Source organism: Paenibacillus sp. S29 (assembly GCF_049319765.1).
In the GTDB taxonomy this organism is placed as follows: Bacteria; Bacillota; Bacilli; order Paenibacillales; family Paenibacillaceae; genus Paenibacillus; species Paenibacillus polymyxa_B.
The window spans coordinates 29,338-46,562 of the sequence record NZ_JBMOUI010000004.1 but is presented as its reverse complement, the minus strand read 5'-3'; the positions used below and the strand labels follow the sequence as shown (position 1 = coordinate 46,562).

At 46.7% G+C, this 17,225-nt stretch carries 12 protein-coding genes and 1 riboswitch; of the genes, 8 read left to right on the top strand and 4 right to left on the bottom strand.

Going from position 1 to position 17,225, the window contains the following annotated elements:
• Positions 1–20: 20 nt before the first annotated feature.
• On the bottom strand, positions 21–1,250 hold the full coding sequence (locus ACL9RM_RS07965) for a multidrug effflux MFS transporter (RefSeq protein WP_250267271.1): 1,230 nt from the start codon (positions 1,248–1,250) through the stop codon (positions 21–23).
• A 200-nt stretch (positions 1,251–1,450) separates the two neighbouring features.
• Here ACL9RM_RS07965 and ACL9RM_RS07960 point away from each other — a divergent pair, with 200 nt between their 5' ends.
• The 5 genes from ACL9RM_RS07960 to ACL9RM_RS07940 all read left to right on the top strand — a co-directional run bounded on the left by ACL9RM_RS07960 (position 1,451) and on the right by ACL9RM_RS07940 (position 8,417).
• Positions 1,451–2,044 carry a DUF5317 domain-containing protein gene (locus ACL9RM_RS07960; RefSeq protein ID WP_039270279.1) on the top strand — a complete coding sequence of 198 codons (594 nt, stop codon included), beginning with the start codon at positions 1,451–1,453 and terminating at the stop codon, positions 2,042–2,044.
• Between the two features lie 282 nt (positions 2,045–2,326).
• On the top strand, positions 2,327–4,177 hold the full coding sequence (locus ACL9RM_RS07955) for a bifunctional diguanylate cyclase/phosphohydrolase (RefSeq protein ID WP_250267270.1): 1,851 nt from the start codon (positions 2,327–2,329) through the stop codon (positions 4,175–4,177).
• Between the two features lie 254 nt (positions 4,178–4,431).
• Positions 4,432–6,150, top strand: a complete 1,719-nt coding sequence (locus ACL9RM_RS07950) for a copper resistance CopC/CopD family protein (protein WP_250267269.1) — start codon at positions 4,432–4,434, stop codon at positions 6,148–6,150.
• Positions 6,151–6,181: 31 nt separating this feature from the next.
• Complete coding sequence (locus tag ACL9RM_RS07945) at positions 6,182–6,931, top strand: YcnI family protein (RefSeq protein WP_061831937.1); 750 nt, start codon at positions 6,182–6,184, stop codon at positions 6,929–6,931.
• A 238-nt stretch (positions 6,932–7,169) separates the two neighbouring features.
• Positions 7,170–8,417 carry a stalk domain-containing protein gene (locus tag ACL9RM_RS07940; RefSeq protein WP_250267268.1) on the top strand — a complete coding sequence of 416 codons (1,248 nt, stop codon included), beginning with the start codon at positions 7,170–7,172 and terminating at the stop codon, positions 8,415–8,417.
• An 81-nt stretch (positions 8,418–8,498) separates the two neighbouring features.
• Here the strand turns inward: ACL9RM_RS07940 and ACL9RM_RS07935 are convergent, their stop codons facing one another.
• A complete protein-coding gene (locus ACL9RM_RS07935) occupies positions 8,499–8,882 on the bottom strand; it encodes a winged helix-turn-helix transcriptional regulator (protein WP_023986690.1) in 384 nt (127 codons plus the stop codon).
• A 189-nt stretch (positions 8,883–9,071) separates the two neighbouring features.
• Here ACL9RM_RS07935 and ACL9RM_RS07930 point away from each other — a divergent pair, with 189 nt between their 5' ends.
• Positions 9,072–9,746 (top strand): NAD(P)H-dependent oxidoreductase, encoded by a 675-nt coding sequence (locus tag ACL9RM_RS07930; RefSeq protein ID WP_414126296.1) that lies wholly within the window; start codon positions 9,072–9,074, stop codon positions 9,744–9,746.
• Positions 9,747–9,849: 103 nt separating this feature from the next.
• On the opposite strand, the gene ACL9RM_RS07925 is transcribed toward ACL9RM_RS07930, so the two are convergent.
• A complete protein-coding gene (locus ACL9RM_RS07925; protein ID WP_250259712.1) occupies positions 9,850–10,230 on the bottom strand; it encodes a TIGR02328 family protein in 381 nt (126 codons plus the stop codon).
• Positions 10,231–10,263: 33 nt separating this feature from the next.
• Positions 10,264–11,520 (bottom strand): DUF445 domain-containing protein, encoded by a 1,257-nt coding sequence (locus ACL9RM_RS07920; RefSeq protein WP_250259714.1) that lies wholly within the window; start codon positions 11,518–11,520, stop codon positions 10,264–10,266.
• 593 nt (positions 11,521–12,113) lie between these two features.
• On the opposite strand from ACL9RM_RS07920, the gene ACL9RM_RS07915 reads away from it, so the two are divergent.
• Both ACL9RM_RS07915 and ACL9RM_RS07910 read left to right on the top strand, forming a co-directional pair.
• Positions 12,114–12,995 (top strand): AraC family transcriptional regulator, encoded by an 882-nt coding sequence (locus tag ACL9RM_RS07915; protein WP_414126297.1) that lies wholly within the window; start codon positions 12,114–12,116, stop codon positions 12,993–12,995.
• A 50-nt stretch (positions 12,996–13,045) separates the two neighbouring features.
• A riboswitch (cyclic di-GMP riboswitch) is annotated at positions 13,046–13,126 on the top strand.
• Between the two features lie 422 nt (positions 13,127–13,548).
• Positions 13,549–17,118, top strand: a complete 3,570-nt coding sequence (locus ACL9RM_RS07910; RefSeq protein WP_414126298.1) for a collagen binding domain-containing protein — start codon at positions 13,549–13,551, stop codon at positions 17,116–17,118.
• The last annotated feature ends 107 nt before the right edge of the window (positions 17,119–17,225 follow it).

Sequence of the window (17,225 nt, the reverse complement as noted above, 5' to 3'; positions counted from 1 at the left end):
TGTCACTTTTCTGCCCTATTTTATACTTTCGCGCGTGCTTCCTTAGCAAGTACGACAAAGCTTAATAGCGCACCAACCTCAGCTATAGCTATAACGACCGCCATCGGTACGGGGGTTGTTCCACTCCCCAAGCCTACTAGCGGTGAAGCGATGGAACCCAGCAATAGAGGCAACAAACCAAGCATGGCGGACGCACTGCCTGCGGAGCGCTGCTGACTCTGCATTGCCAATGAAGTCGTCGTTGTACTTACAATCCCTACGCAGGAAACGACAAAAAACAGAGGAACTAAAACAGCAAACAATTGGCCTCCGGTAAAAGCTACAGTAAGCAGGCTGATTCCGGCTACAGCCGCAATTATCAGACCCGACAAGAGTAACTGTCGTTCGCTGAAGCGACCCACGAGTCTACCCGTCAACTGCGAAAACAGTACAATCCCCAAACCATTCACTGCAAAAATGATGCTATACGTCTGAGGGGAAACCCCGAAAATATCCTGAAGCACGAATGGTGAGCCAGCGATATACGCGAACATCGCTCCTGTAATCAGCGCCTGTGAGAGGGCATAGCCCATAAAGCGTCGATCGGCAAACAGATGACCGAGTGTTCCCAGCGTCTGCTTCAAGCCACCGGACGAACGGCGGTTAGTTGGCAACGTTTCTGGCAAACCCAACACGACGGCAATCAGCATAGCCACGCCGACTACACAAAGCACCATGAATACACCACGCCAGGAAACAAAGTTCAATATGACACCGCCCAGTACTGGTGCAGCAATGGGGGCCACGCCGTTCACCAGCATGAGCAGTGAGAAAAAGCGTGTCAACTCTTTGCCCGAGTAAAGATCACGGGCTACAGCTCTGGAAATCACGATCCCCGCCGACCCCGTAAGCCCTTGAATAAAGCGAAGCGCAATGAGCATACCGATATTCGGCGCAAACACGCATAACAGCGAAGCAGCAGCGTACAGAATGAGCGAGATCACCAGCGGTCCTCTGCGACCCCTTACGTCGCTAAGCGGACCAGCAACGATCTGGCCAACGGCCAGTCCTAACAGACAGGCGGTCAAACTAAGCTGCGCCAGCGAAGTGGTCGTATGCAAATTGTCGGCTAATGTAGGCAACGACGGCAAATACATATCTATGGACAACGGCCCGAAAGCACTCAATGCACCCAGGACAAAGGCGATCCATAATATTCGCGATTTGGTCATATCTGCCGCAACCATAACAGTATTGGATAACCGGTTCATAATAATAATCATCCTTTTCACAAAATATAAATAATTTCTTCAATACATCATGATATCACTCATTTCGTCTAGCTTCGAATAATTACACGCTAATCCGCAATTTTTTTTCAAAACTGCTATATATCAGGCAGGAATTTACCAATTTCAGGTCGAATTATACGGTAACCAAAACAAAAATTTGTGGAATCTGGAGAATGATAATGGTCTATGATGGAGTGCTACTGGGTCTCATTGTAGGTCTGTTCAGAGGAGGCTGGCGGCAAGGTCTGATCCGTTTCAGTCAAATTCGCCTTATAGCCGGCTGGATGTTCCCTGTGCTGCTGCTGGTACAATTCATTATTTTTTATGCCCAGGAAAAGTGGGCTTGGCTGGCAGCCATTAACGGGTATCTATTTATGGGAGTCTACGTGGTTGGATTGATATTTCTCTGGTTGAACAGACATCATAAGGGATTCAAGCTTATTATAATCGGCGTATTGATGAATTTTATCGTTATGGCGGTGAATGGCGGCAGGATGCCGGTCTCGTTGAGCGCTTCGGAGGTGCTGGGTCCCTATTATACAGATATGCTTAAATCTGGAAGTGTCATCTCGAAACATTACATGATGGATGCGAGCACGCGTCTATCATTGCTTGGTGACATTATTCCTCTCTCCAAGCCCTATCCCCGCACGCAGGTAATTAGTATTGGAGATGTTGTCATGAACTTCGGGATGTTCCTGTTTATCCAAAGCATTATGGTCGTGAAGAGAACTAAGGATAAGCAGCAAGAAACCAATCCCCACCACGCCTAGTACGCACCTTATTCCAAGGAAGGGAGGGAACCCTATGAAAAACTTGAAATACTCCCGCGTGATTATCAATGCTATTATCGTGGCTTCTGTCATCATTGCTTTGACTTCCGGTTACAAAATCGGGGGCTAGTCACCGATAAGAAAAAAAGGAAGCACAGGCTCAACAAAACAGGCTGGATTCCGGCCTGTTTTTTCATGTGAAATTTTCGATTACAAAATTGTAAATTATCCCATTCACCCCTGGTAGCTTTGACATCAAGATACGACAAGGCAGGAGAAGAAATGATGAGTATAATAAAAAAGCTGCAAGAACGGGTTACCGCGACGGGAATATACGTGTTTTGCATATGTATGGTAGGCATGATCGTCCTCTTGTATACGAACCAATGGTCCTTTTTGCACTATACGACAACAGAGTGGGTCACGATCTATTCCCTATTGGGAGCCGTTCTGATTCTGGAGCATTTTACATTCCAGCTCCCCCCCGCCAGTAACAAGCAGTCTATGGATTCCTCCGTGTATCTGGCTTGTATTTTTGTGCATGGCACCGAAATTGCTATTCTAATTTTGCTGTTAAATGTAATCATCGCTATGTTCCGGCACACAGAGTTGTCCTGGTGGAAACATACCGTCAATTTTTCCATTTACGCTCTTTCCATTTCCCTGTCTTCAACAGTATTTGAGCTAAGCGGCGGAACGCAGGGGGCTTTAAACCAAGATCATTTTGTTTCCTACCTGCTGGCCTTGATTTGCTACTTTGCGGTGAATACCATCACACTGGGCATCTACTTTTATATCGCATACAAAGGGTCCTTCAATGAGCTTAAACAGGCTTTTTTGGCTGAATCTCTGCTCGTATACTTATGTACACTCATTCTGTCTTTGGTATTGACTACACTGATTTATGACAATGGCATTTTAGGACTTTTGCTGTTCCTTGGGCTAAGTATGCTCCTGTCTCACGCATTCAAGCAAATGTTCACGCTGTATCGGGAAATCGAAGAAAAGGCGAACATGGATCGCAGAACAGGGCTATACAATCACAGCTACTTTGAAAATACACTTGAAGCTGAATTAAATATATCCAGATCCGAGAATACTCCTCTCAGTCTGGCTCTGATTGATATAGATGATTTCAAAAAATACAATGATCATTTCGGTCACCTCAAAGGCGATCAGCTACTGGGATTTCTCGGTGAATTTCTTAAAAAGGAGACCTCCGGCACCCACATCACCGTATCCCGCTATGGTGGAGAAGAATTCACCCTGCTGATGCCCGATCATACCGCTGAACAAGCATACGAAATAGTTAATACTATTCGAAAAAGATTAAATGATTCTCGTTATGAGGGTGTTGAAATTTTTCCACACGGCTGTCTGTCCTTCTCCGCAGGCATTGCACAAAGTCGCATTGACATCTACGACAAATCACAGCTGGTCGATCTGGCGGATAAAGCCCTGTACTACGCCAAGAAACAGGGAAAAAACATCGTTCATACGCATGGAAGTTTAAATGAAGTGGAGCGCGAGGTCGATCTGGGGCAGGATATTCGTGATCTTGAACAGCAGCTTAATTTGTTCTTGTACAAGGATATTAACACTTTCAAGCATTCCAAACGGGTATTCAGATATGCAGCAGACATGAGCGATGTGCTTCAGCTCGGACCAGAGGATAAGCGGCGTTTCATACTAGGTGCCCTCATTCATGACATTGGTAAACTGGAGATTCCCTGGAATATCCTCAATAAAAAAGAGAAGCTGTCCGCTGAGGAATGGCAGATGGTGCAAGCGCATGTCATGTGGGGCAAACGAATTGTCGAAGCCAACGAACGATTCATAGATTTGGTTCCTTTTGTGGAGCTGCATCATGAACGTTATGACGGAGGAGGCTATCCGTTTGGCTTTAAGGGCGAGCAAATTCCACGTTTATGTCGGATGCTGACGATCATCGACTCTTTTGATGCGATGACAACTGAGCGCCCCTATCAACCCACCAAAACGTTCGAGGAGGCCATTGAAGAACTACGTGCTTGCTCGGGTAGCCAATTCGATCCCAAACTAACGGCTACTTTTATCCATTATATTCAACATAAGCAACCTGCTTTCACGGATTTCATGGAAACAGGGCTCTAATTCCTTCATTGGCTCTTCCTCTTTGCCCCTAGCGTGGTTGAAATCGTCCTGAATTCAACCACGCTAGGGGTTTTCATATGATTGGCATTTTGTATAGTGCTTATTATTTCAAATTTCATATAAATGTCATAATTCGCTCCATCTATTCACGCTATATGCACTATGATTAAGATAGGAATGGGTTTGTCCGTATAAAATGTTACAAATGGGGATATCCTCGCTTCAAGTAATCGAGAGAAGGTGACTTCACAGGCATGTTGTACCTGTCCAGACCAGCCCGTGTGGCTTGTCTTTTATTGCTGTGTCTCCCCCTTCTAATCCTGTTTCCTCACTCTTCGTGGGCTCATGCATTTGTCATTGAATCCAGTCCGACCGAAAATCAGGTTTTGGACAAGTCGCCTTCTCAGGTGACCATCACCTTCAATGAAGATTTGCAATCTGCCTTCATGTCGATCAAAGTGACCGACGAAACAGGCAAGCGGGTCGACACAGGAAAAGCACAACTCAACCCGAATCATAAAGCCACCATGGAAATCCAATTGATTCCAGGGGTGAAAAATGGAATTTACTCCGTCAATTGGAGAGCTTTATCCGCAGACGGACATCCGGTTAATGGAGTCATTCCATTTCAAGTAGGCAGCGGTTCCAATGCGCCTACCCATCAAGCTGCCGCATCTGAAGGCTCAGGGACATCACGAATCGACTTAATCGCTGTCCGTTGGTTTCTTTACATAGGACTATCGCTGCTTTTTGGAGCGATTTGTTTCCGGCTGTTCATCTTACCGAGCATAAGCCAAGACAAGAATCGAAGTGAACAGCATCAGCAAAATCAGCGTCCCTTTGACACATTGCCCCGCTGGACTAAGCTGCTATGGAGCGGCTACGGCATAACGTCTGCCGCCATTCTGATCAGCCTGCCACTTCAGGCTTCATGGGATGCCGGGGTTTCCATCAGGGAGGGCTTCTCACTCCCTATTCTGGGAGAAGCTCTCCAGTTTACTGGAGCCGGGCAAATTTGGTTTATCCAGATGATTCTCGTGCTGCTCCTAAGCGTAACGCTGATTTACGCGCTGGATTACAGCATTTCGGATCGCCAGCGCCGTCTTTGGGGCTACAGCTCAGCTCTCCTAACGCTATGCCTCATGCTGTCCAAAGCCTTTGTCGGTCATCCGGCAGCGGCTACCCACCCAGCTCCGGCCATTGCGGCGGACTTTGTCCATCTCGCAGCAGCAGCTTTTTGGATCGGCTCACTTGCCGTCATGGTCGTGTGCCTGCCTGTTGCCGGAGCGGAGTTGCCCGTATCCGAGCGGGCAACTCTGCGGCAAGCCGCCCTGCGCCGCTTTGCCGGCTGGGGCATTGCTATGGTGGCAGCGCTACTTGCCACCGGTATATATGGAGCCGTGCTGTACATTCCGGCCCCCTCCATGTTGCTGAACACGTCCTATGGACTCGTTCTGCTCGGCAAGGCAGCGCTGCTGGTAGTCATGCTGGCCTTTGCGGCCAGCCAGTTCCGCAGCGCAAGGCAAGCGGCGCCCAGCAAGCAAGCCGCCCGGGGATTGCGTGCCGAGGTGTCCGTCGGCCTGCTCGTGATGCTGTTGACTGCGGTGCTCACTCACCTGTCACCCGGCCAGGCACCTGCTGTACCGTTTGAGGAGACTCGCACTACGGGCGGATACAACGTTACGCTGTCAGTCAGTCCCAATGCTGTGGGCAGCAATGAATTTAAGGTATCCGTTCAGGATAGCAAAGGTGCTGCCGTTTCGGGAATCCAGCAGGTTACATTAACGCTCACTCCAGCAGACCCTGACCAAGATCAACAGGAATTTGTTCTGCCCGTGAAGCAGCAACAGCCATTCCACAGTCAGGAATTGATGACCTCCGAAGGAACATGGGCGGTAAAAGTACATGCTCTGACGGCATCACTCGATGCGGTTGATGCTGAATTCACCCTGCATGTAGGCGGTAAAAAATAATTATTTTATGTTTAAAAGGAGCGAATTGAATATGAATACAACGATTCAAACAGCAAAATCCATATTTTCCAGGTTTGCGACCTCTGTGGGTCTAATTGCGGCGGGTGCCTTACTTTTTGCAGGTATGGCCAGTGCACATGTGACAGTCAAGCCTTCTGTTTCACAACCTAATGCGTGGGAAACGTACACATTGAAAGTACCCGTGGAAAAAAACATTCCAACCACCAAAGTCGCCTTGAAAATTCCGAAAGAAGTCGTTTTCAAACAATACGAGCCTGTACCGGATTGGAAAGTAGCCACCGAAAAAGACAGCTCTGGCAAAATAACCACCGTGACCTGGACGACTGAAAAAGACGGCATTCAAGCGGGTCAGTATCAGCGTTTCAGCTTTGTAGCGCAAAATGCAGACCAAAATACCGCAGCACCCTGGGACGCCTTCCAATATTACAGTGACGGAAGTATCGTGGAATGGACAGGTGACGAAGGAAGTAATAATCCACATTCCATTACTGAAATCACGGCGGATGCCACGTCCGCAACTCCTGCCCCTGCCGCAGACAGCGGACACGATTCAGCGGGCACGGCAGCAGGCCATACGAGCACAGATGCGGCTAAAGATAGCAGCAGCCCCGCACCTGCTTCGAACAATGCTGTAGAAGCTACACCTGCCGCTTCTGCTCCAGCCAGCTCTGCTGCACAAACGACAGCACTCGTCCTCTCGATCATTGCAGTCGTTCTTGGTGCCGCAGCTGTCGGCATTGCACTCAAGCGCCGCAAGTAATCTGGGTTACGGATAAAGGTTAAGACCGTTTTAAAAAGAAAAGCTGACACCTATTTAAAAGGGGTCAGCTTTTTTGGTATGAAAGAAAACGATAATATTCAGCTTAAATACATACTTAGGTTCATCTCATCCTATTATTTCACATTCACCTTTCTATCATTTTTTTGGTAAAATAGGTAGAACCCTCACGATTCTAACATGATAGCATTGCAATCTATTGAGCATAGGAGATCATAGGATGAAAATCGTAAATAAGGCTCTGTTATCTAGTGCTATTTTTCTGAGTACCACAGTCGGTATCTATAGCCCCTTGGCACAAGCCGAGGCCAGCAAGATCAGCATTATGCTGGACGGATATCCATTACCGTTCCCCGTACAACCTGCCATGATGAACGGCACGACCATGGTTCCCTTTCGCGCTATTTCTGAGGCTCTTGGCATTACAGTGAAATGGGATCAAGCCAGCCAAAGCATCACTGCTACCAAAGCGCAAGGCTCTGCTACCAAGCAGGTGGTTCTAAAGATGGGTAGCCGCAATGCCACAGTGGACGGACAAACGGTTCAACTAACAGCCGCTCCGCAAACCGTGCACGGCAGCACCATGATTCCGCTGGGCTTTTTCGGGCAGCAGTTTGGAGCCACGGTGAACTGGAACCAGGGAACACGGACGGTCTCCATTACATCGCCACGTGAAGCTATGTATACAGTAGGCTTCTATGCGCTGTCTTCCTTTGACCAAAAATCTAAAATACCGGATTTTAACGCAGTTGCCTTCGGCTGGAGTCGAATTGATACGAACGGACAATTTACGACAAACGGCAAGGAATACAAATGGCCTCAAGCCGCTGGAACCGTAACACCGGAGTCCATTGTGCAGGAGGCAGACAGCCAGGGGACTTCCCCTTACCTGATGGTCTATTCTGGAGATGGCAATCACGAGCTGACCAAGATTTTGGAAAATGCGCAGCTTCAAGAACAGACCATTTCCCAAATCGTCAGCACCGCCACCGACAAACAATTTAAAGGCATTACGCTAGACCTGGAAGGATTGGGCTGGAGCGGCGATAAAGCTAAAGCGCGTTCAGACTACAACGCTTTTATTCAAAAGCTATCGGCCAAAGCGCATCAGGCTGGACTCAAGCTCACCGTCGTTCTGCATCCGCTGAACAGCTCTTACTCTGGCTATGACTACAAAACGCTGGGCAATCTGGCGGACGATCTGATCATCATGGCCTATGATTACGGACAGAAGGCTACTCCTGAGCCTTTGGAAAAGGTGGATGAAGCCATACAACTGGCCTTGAAAGAAACCTCGCGGGACAAGCTCATTTTGGGGATTTCGATGGGTAGCGAAAAAGACAGCACCGTTAACGCCAAGATCGGTTTAGCCAAACGTTATGACCTCAAAGGAATCGCTATCTGGCGCTTGGGTATCATTGGAGAAACAGCCTGGGCACAGATGAACGAAGCCATCGAGTTTAAATAAGTGTATCTGACCTTATTCCGCCCGCTAATGATTTCTTAGGCGTCTTCTATGAAATCATTTGGCGGGCTTTCTTCATCCCCTTTAACAAAAGTGCTTGCCTGATTTGGAAGTTGTCGTCACAGGCTCGCAACCCTGTTCTCCATAGAAGATCCCCCAGTCTCTCATAAAATCCAGCAACGGCCTTAACGTATCTCCTAACGGGGTAAGCGAGTATTCCACACGCGGTGGGTTCTCATTATAAATTTCACGGTGCACAATGCCATCTCGCTCCAATTCGCGCAACTGCAAGGTTAGCATCCGCTGTGTAATATTAGGCAAGGTCCGTCGAATTTCGTTATAGCGCCGCGGTCCTGTGGTCAAATGATACAAGATGACTCCCTTCCATTTGCCGCCTATAACCCCGACGGTTTTCGCTACCGGACATCCAAAATTAACGCTAACTGCATGTTCCATCTCCTGTGCCATGTATACCCCTTCTTTCTGTAGAATGTGTAAACCAATAGCCCCAGACGTATGACAAGGAACAAATATGTGCGTACTTGTTCCCTGCAAAAACTTTCTATATGATAACTATATATTCGATATCAGCTCTCATTATAGTAGCAGAAAACCCATAGAGTACCAACTAAACCTATACCCAAAGGAGTACATTTTATGTCTAATACATCAGCTAAAAAGCAGGAAATTCTGGACGCCTTTCTGTTCAGGCACGCCACGAAAGAATTCGATCCCAATCGCATCATACCGGAAGAGGATTTTCAGTTCCTTCTCGAAACCGGACGACTTTCTCCAAGCTCCGTCGGTTTTGAACCATGGCAGTTTGTAGTTGTACAAAATCAGGCATTGAGAGAAAAGCTGGCTGCAGTTTCCAGCGGCGGTCAAAAGCAGATTCCTGCGGCTAGCCACGTCGTCCTGATTTTGGCGCGCAAGGATGTTCGTTATGATTCTCCTTACGTGGAGTATATGTATAAAGAGGTTAAAGGTATGTCTGAGGAGGACTTTGCCTCACTGCCAGGCCGCTATAAGATTTTCCAGGGTGAAAATCAACGCTTACTGGAAAACGAACGTACGTTATTTGACTGGGCTTCCAAGCAAACCTACATTGCCTTAGGCAATATGATGACAGCAGCGGCTCAGATCGGTATTGATTCCTGTCCAATTGAGGGCTTTAACTACGATCAAGTGCATGCCATATTGGAGGAAGAAGGACTGCTGGAGAACGGGCTGCTCGATATTTCAGTCATTGCTGCCTTCGGTTATCGTGCTCATGAACCCAAGCGGGAAAAATCCAGACAACCACTGGAAAAGGTCACACGCTGGATTCTGTAATCTAATATCCCGAACCTCTTCCCAAACCCTGAACATTGAAGCACATAAAAAGCGGGCTTGCGGCACTTCATCTGAATGATGAACCTACCGCTTGCCCGCCTTTTTAGGTCACTTCAATCTCTATTAAAATACCCTTGGAAGCCAGGTTGTCCAAGCACTCCTTCATATACTCATCGTCATGCTCCACATATGCACCCGCGCCTGCCAGTTCCTCACCCAGTTCCGCCTCCCAAGGCTCACACTGCTTACCGCGATACAACGGCTGTTCCCACAGGGGATCAACATTGTACCCTCTGCTTTTCATTTCGTCCATAATGAGCCTATGATAGCGCACCAGCAGCATGGGGTGATAATCGAACACATAATTCACGGTGGCGTGTGGCTTGCCCCACCCGTTCCCGCGCAGGGCACAGCACTCACGATGTTGCCCCAGCAGTTGCGGACGGGGTAACTTGTCGATTAATTGTTCATGCCAAAGCCTCATGCTTCCACAACCCTATCTGTCGCTTTTTCTGTTCTAATGGATTAGCATACGGATACCTGTCAGCACAATACCGATCAGGAAGCCTGTAACTGCGCCATTAATACGTATCCACTGCAAATCCTGTCCCAGTTTGTCCTCCATCAGTGCAATCAGGGATTTGTTATCCATCTTGTCTACATTTTCGCGCACCAAGTTACCAATCCGACTATGGTTAGCTTCCACCAGTCCAGTAATACCCTCCACAATTCGCACATTGATCTTGTCCAGCAGCTCGGTATTCCCTCTTAAATCAGTCAGCATCCGATCCAATAGCGGTAAAATATAGGTCTGCACATAGCTTCCGTCTTCCATGTAGTCCAATAAGCGTATACGCAGCTCTTCCATTTTGCCCAGCACTGACGCATCGCCTTCCCAAGCTTCAACAAGGCTATCCTTCCAGCCGTTCAACCCTTCCTGAACCGTATCTTTCGTCGCCAATCGGGTCACCTGTGTTTTCAGACCATCCAGCACAGCCTGACGGCGCGGGTGCTCTTCCCTTTGCAGTTCTGCTACCTGATCCAGCAGGAAATGACGAATCATTTCACCCATACGCTCTTCGTTCAGATAGCCGAGGAATGCGTTCAAAGCAAACTGCATCAGCCCGCTCACCTGCAAACCACTGACAGCCTGCATCCCTAAGGTACCCAGCGTATAACCCGTTTCGGGTCGCAAAAGCCAGGACTCGGCTTGCTCCAGCGTATAATCCAGTGCGCGGCGATCATAGCCCTTCGCGCTGGTCTGACGAGCAAGCGACTCCAGCAGCGGTCCGGCGTCAAAGTCAGTCACCTGCCGCTTGAGCTCCGCCACGATGACCGGAGCCAATTCCGCGAGCGGGAGCGACTGGACAAGCCGCTTGGCAAGAACATCTATGGATGCCGCCGCCTCCGGCGTGCGCAATCCTTTTTCTACACCGCCCAGCACCAAATCGGCCAAACGGATATCTGCAATTTTAGACGCGATGCTGTCTTTGTTTAGCAGGTTATTTTCCACCGTACTTACCAATGCATTCGTGAGCTTGTCCCTATTTTTAGGAAGCAGCGCGGTATGTGGTATCGGAATGCCTAGCGGATGACGGAACAAAGCAGTGACAGCGAACCAGTCTGCCAGTCCCCCTACAAGTCCTGCCTCAAAAGCTCCGGCTAACAAACGAGCCCAGCCATATTGCTGGAAGGGCAATGTGGCTGCAAAGCCTGCCCCTAGAATAACGAGCGACCAAGCCGCTGCGGTTTTCGTATTTTTTGGTTTTCCCATCCTGTAATCCTCCAAACTGACTGTCGAGTAAGTAAAGCACTATACCTGTATTACCCATCATATCATTGCCCGTGTCATTTCCAAAGTTGAAAGCACTTGAGATGAAACGCGCAAGGGCACTTTTTGCGTAATTTTTTATGCATATATCTCTCTTTTTTACATTCATGTTTGTGAACAAAATCACAGCACTGGGCCCAAACTCTTATTTTCAATAATAAGCCTTACGAACCATTTTATCAGAACCAAGTCCCATTTTTTTTAAACCGAAAGGAGAAGTGAACAAGAAAGTTGAATGGGCATAAGATACCTTTTTTCAGTACCATGTTGGTATTTGACCTCAGAAAGGATTTGAATCCATGATAACCCCAGATTCTTTCAACAGCATTCGACTTTTTCATATGGATTACCAGGTTATATATCCATAAAAAGTGATACTCCCATAAAATTCAAACACATATTTTGCTATATAGACATATTTGATGTGATAAAATAAACTTTTATAAATAGGGAATCATGTTTAATCAGTCATTATATATTGGTAATTCAAACCAAGATATGCTAGATAAAATTGCTTTTTTGTAAAGGAATTGAATATGACAACAGACCAAAAAAACAACGTGGGCCTCTGGAATGGCGATCCGGTCGTTATTGTACGCACTCCCTCCGCTTTTGCCAAGCAATCCCTTTTGTATATCCAGGAAGTAGGCTACTTCCAAAAAACTTCTGCTTTTATGATGGAAAGGAAAGAACTTGCCTCTTTTTTGCTTGTCTTTACGTTGTCTGGTAAGGGAGAATTACTGTACCGGGGCAAGAAATATATCATAAAACCTCAAGATTTGTTCTTTGTTAATTGCGAGGAATATGTTCAATACAGCACCTCCGGTCATGAATCCTGGGAGTTTATCAGCCTGTACCTGTATGGCAATCTGATTGAAAATTTTTACGAACAATTTGCCAAGCATAATAAACCGGTCATTTCCATGCATAATCCGCATATTATATTGGATAAGCTCCATGCTCTGATTTGTGGGCAGTCTGACAGAAGTCTTTCCGCTGAGCTACTAACGTCCAGGCTCATTGGTGAAATACTAACGTGCATTTTGCAACATCCCTATGATCATCCGTGTGTGAATGCTGAAACCCTGAGCGAAGTACGTCGGGTACAGAAATATTTGGATCAGTCCTACTGTGAGCGAATAACACTGGACTCGCTGGCAGATATGTTTGAATTAAACAAGTTTAATCTGGCTAAAAATTTCAAAAAGCAGATCGGTTTCTCTCCGATTGATTATCTCATTAATGTCCGCATCACAGCCGCTCAAAGCTGGCTTAAAACCAGTGACATGTCCATTGTGGATATCGCAAGGTACGTAGGGATTCCCAATACGAGCCATTTTATTAACCTATTCAAGGAGCATGTAGGAGAAACACCTCATTCCTTCCGCAAAAAATGGGGGAACCGTTCAAAGTTGTAAATGAGAGGTTACATGAAATCAGTTTGATAGATGATAGACGCACAAGCTATTCAAGTTAATGGCAAAACTGTCGAAAGGCAGTGACGCAAAACTATAGGGCCTTCCTTTCCAGATGGCAGCCAGCTACCAGATGAACGAGCTTTTTATTATGTCTTTTTTACATAGATCCATCACAAATTGCTTTACCTCTCTCGAAGAAAGCCCTGATCGCTATGATCAGGGCTTTCAGAGTGTCGAGAAAGTCCAGAGGACTTTTCGACACTTCTATTTTTATATGGGGAGACGCATCTTTTAAAACAAAAATCGATTTAAAACGATCTGAGGCCCCTAGTTTTTAGACCACTAAGACAGTTTTAAACCCCCTGCAAAAAAACAGGGGGTTTCTCGACAGCCTGAAAGCCCTGATCGCTATGATCAGGGCTTTTTTTCTATTGGGATAGTCATGTCAGCCTAGCATGCTGAATATACTAATTTCGAACTAGGAGGAGGGAAGGAAAAAACATAACCGCCGAAGCATTGCCATATTACGATGAATAGGAGAATCACTTGGAGCATGAGAACAAAAATAAATGTAATGATCATTGCCTTATTGCTCATTGTCCAAAGCTTTTTCAGCGCAACGCTGGCTTACGCAGATGCTCCAGCCCCAGAACTGCCGCAGAGTGCTGTATCCGATCCTAACCATACCGTTACGGATGCTGTATACGTTGTCCCAAACCTTGAACCTCCTAGGGAGATTCCTTCAAACACGGTTCCCTTCGTTCAAGGAGCAACCAGTTCAAAGTCTCAACATGATGCAGCTCCGCAGAGCATATTAACGAAGTTGAGCCTGACCGACGAAACAGGGCGTGTCATTGATGCGGTATATAGTCCAGACAGCCAATTCGACATCGGATCAGCCATCCAACTAGGCTATGAATGGGAGCTTCCTGACAATACCTATAAGTCAGGGGACACCTTCACCTTTCATTTACCAGAACAGTTTGTCATCTACACTGATATCTCATCTCCGTTAGTCACTACCGACGGAACCGTGGGATACTTCACAGTAGATCGTCAGGGCAAGGTGATCATGACCTTTAACCAATATGTAGAGAATCATTCCAATGTCAGCGGCAAACTGCAAATCAAAACCGAGTTTACGAAAGAAACGGTGAAAGGCAGTACAGAGATCATCATTGCGATTCCGATCAAAGGCGGGGTACAAACGGTCATCGTGAATGTAAAACCCCAGTCAGGGCCAACCCTAAGCAAACAAGGGAAAATAGCTGGCACCAATCAGATCGACTGGACCATTGATGTGAACAAACAACTAAACACCGTAAAGCATGCCCTCATCACCGATCCAATTCCTTCAGGGCTGGAACTCAGAAGAGACTCTATCCGGCTCTATCATCTACAAGTCAATATCGACGGCTCGACCGTTGTTCGAGACCTAGTGAATGCAAGTGAATATGCCATTGAAGCAGATCAAGCCGGGACAGGGTTTGTGATTCATTTTCAAGACGATAGCATTAACACGGCCTATCAGATTCAATATTCCACGCGTATTATTGGCGATGAAACTCGTTTCTCCAACACAGCAACGCTTTCAGGAGATGCGATAGAGAACGTTGTTGCTACCGCTACTGTTCAGGTGGAACGTGGTGAATTTTTGTCCAAAAAGGTTGAAAAATATGATCATGCCACACAAACACTCTCGTGGGCCATAAGATATAACTTCAGCGAGACAAAAATTCCCGAAGCCAAAGCTCTTTTAATTGATCATTTCAATAAAACTCAAGAATTGCTGCCCGGTTCTTTGAAAGTATTTAAGGGAAACACACTGGAGGAACTCCCATCGTGGGCGTATACTGTCATCCCAGTTGATTATCCGGACCGCAACGGCTTCAAACTTCAATTCAACTTCGACGTAGATTCAGCCTATACCATCCGATACCAGACTCAAGCCAGAGGCCGTGTCTATGATAATGGAAAAGTTATAAACATCATAACCTCGGATGGAACGCAGAAGATTGTATCGACGGAAATCATAAGCGGAGTTATGACTAAAATGTATGACACACCCAATTACAACACCAAAATCATACCTTGGGTGATTACCATCAATACAGACTTGTACATCATGAAAAATATCGTCATTCAGGATGTGTTTCCAAACGGGGGCTTGGCTTTGTTACCGGATACCCTGAAAATTCAAAGTGTTGACGGAACAACGGAGCTACGTGCACCCACGGATTATGAGCTGATTCCGCTATCACAGGACTATAAACAAGGATTTACGCTCATTTTTCATAAAGCCATTCAGAAGGCTTATACAATCAAGTATTCAACTACCTATAATAATGACTGGAAAACGGATACGACGAAGCCCGAGTTTCGTAATAAATCCCATATAGAATACCAGTTTGAAGACGGAGAAAGATCATCGCAAGAAGTGGAGTGCCCGATCTGGCCGGACTTTATGACACAACGAAACGGTGCCAAGCAAGGAAGCTATAATGCGACCTCCAAGCTCATTACCTGGGACATTAAAGCTAACTACAATCGCAAGATCCTGAATCACGCGGAAGTGAGAGACCCCTTGTTGCAAGGTCAGAAGTTACTGCCCGCCTCCGTAAAAGTATACGATATGACCTTACTGGGATGGTGGGATGGCGTACAAAAAGGGGCTGAAATCCCAGCAGATCAATACACCATTATTCCTCCCTCCCAGCAAAATGGTAATGAATTGCGTATCCAGTTCAAAAATAAGATACAGACTCCCTACTGGATTACCTTTCAAACTTCATTGGAAGGAGAACTGATTGAAAAGGAAATCCATAATCAAGCCCTTCTACTGGATGGACAAAAAACTGTCTCCGAATGGGCAGCGCAAGTCACGGTACCTCATGGCGGAGAATATGTATCTAAAGTCGGTGCACAAAATGGAAATAAGATTGACTGGAGCATCCGCATCAATGAAGGACAGTCCCATGTATCCAACGGTAAAATTATAGACCAGCCTAGCAGCAATCAAATCTTAATTGAGGATTCCTTTCATTTGTACTCTACAATCATCGCTGCCAACGGAAATACCACCAAGGGCACCGAGTTGATTAGAAACCAAGATTACAAGCTGTATATCAAGACAGATGCTCAAGGCCAGCAAACGTTTGAACTTACTTTTGCTAAGGATATTTCCACTGCTTTTATACTTGAATACCAATCGTTCATTCATGCTGAAGACAAAGCCAAAGTGAGTAATAAGGTTGCCTTTGAGGGGGATCGTTTGACGACAGAACTGCGGGAAACCAGCCAGGAAATCATCGTACGAACGTCTTCCGGCTCCGGTTCTGGCGGGGGTGTGACCGAAAGTCTTGAGCTGACCAAGGTAGATCAGGATATGCCTGACAAGGTACTGCCTGGCGCACAGTTTGCGCTCTATGATAAAGGTCAAAAAAGAACCCCTCTCATTCAGACCACCAATCAGGAAGGCAAAATCATCTTTTCCTCCTTGCTTCATGACGATTACATCTTGGAAGAATTGGCAGCACCGGAGGGCTATAAAATCACCGAGGGCAAGCTCGAGATCAAAATAGACGCAACACTGCGGCAAAGCTCTGGCGTAAAGAGGGTTGTGATCACCAATCGTAAAGAAAAGAAAAACGACCCTGAACCACCTGTAGACCCGGGAACTCCAACAGACCCCACGAATCCCTCAGGACCAGGAACGCCTACTCATCCAGACCCTTCACCCCCGTCCGGAGGCTCAGGTAAAAAACATGACAAAGATCCGGAAATACCCGATACTCCGTCTATAACCGTGCCTCCGTCATTGCCAAAGTCTCCGGAGGACATAGCCCCTCCACAGGAGGAACCTGCGCCTATACCACCGGAGCCAGAGCTGCCAGCCGTTATGCCTCATCAAAATCCTCCTCCTCCGGTGGATTCGAAAGACGATCCCGAACCTAAGATCCGTCTCAAGGTTCCAGGGAAAGAACCTGAAGAGCCAGAGGATACACCTGCGGTACATCAATTACCCCAAACAGGTGAAGGCAGCCCCGTTCCGTTCTATTTGACAGGCATAGCGATGGTTATATGGGGCGTATTTTTGAAATTTAGACGGACAAACAAAAAATAAAATTAATCACCTGCCCTGATCTCCCGGCTCATTCCATTCCCGATTGGAATGAGCGGGAATGGGGCATTTTTTTAAAAAGTATGTATAATCCGTACTTTGCTTAGGGG

Excerpts from the sequence above, each read along its gene's own strand:
- ACL9RM_RS07930 (WP_414126296.1), top strand. The coding sequence starts at position 9,072 with ATGTCTAATACATCAGCTAAAAAGCAGGAAATTCTGGACGCCTTTCTG.
- ACL9RM_RS07965 (WP_250267271.1), bottom strand. The coding sequence starts at position 1,250 with ATGAACCGGTTATCCAATACTGTTATGGTTGCGGCAGATATGACCAAA.
- ACL9RM_RS07925 (WP_250259712.1), bottom strand. The coding sequence starts at position 10,230 with ATGAGGCTTTGGCATGAACAATTAATCGACAAGTTACCCCGTCCGCAA.
- ACL9RM_RS07920 (WP_250259714.1), bottom strand. The coding sequence starts at position 11,520 with ATGGGAAAACCAAAAAATACGAAAACCGCAGCGGCTTGGTCGCTCGTT.
- ACL9RM_RS07945 (WP_061831937.1), top strand. The coding sequence starts at position 6,182 with ATGAATACAACGATTCAAACAGCAAAATCCATATTTTCCAGGTTTGCG.
- ACL9RM_RS07950 (WP_250267269.1), top strand. The coding sequence starts at position 4,432 with ATGTTGTACCTGTCCAGACCAGCCCGTGTGGCTTGTCTTTTATTGCTG.
- ACL9RM_RS07955 (WP_250267270.1), top strand. The coding sequence starts at position 2,327 with ATGATGAGTATAATAAAAAAGCTGCAAGAACGGGTTACCGCGACGGGA.
- ACL9RM_RS07935 (WP_023986690.1), bottom strand. The coding sequence starts at position 8,882 with ATGGCACAGGAGATGGAACATGCAGTTAGCGTTAATTTTGGATGTCCG.
- ACL9RM_RS07940 (WP_250267268.1), top strand. The coding sequence starts at position 7,170 with ATGAAAATCGTAAATAAGGCTCTGTTATCTAGTGCTATTTTTCTGAGT.
- ACL9RM_RS07915 (WP_414126297.1), top strand. The coding sequence starts at position 12,114 with ATGACAACAGACCAAAAAAACAACGTGGGCCTCTGGAATGGCGATCCG.
- ACL9RM_RS07910 (WP_414126298.1), top strand. The coding sequence starts at position 13,549 with ATGAGAACAAAAATAAATGTAATGATCATTGCCTTATTGCTCATTGTC.
- ACL9RM_RS07960 (WP_039270279.1), top strand. The coding sequence starts at position 1,451 with ATGGTCTATGATGGAGTGCTACTGGGTCTCATTGTAGGTCTGTTCAGA.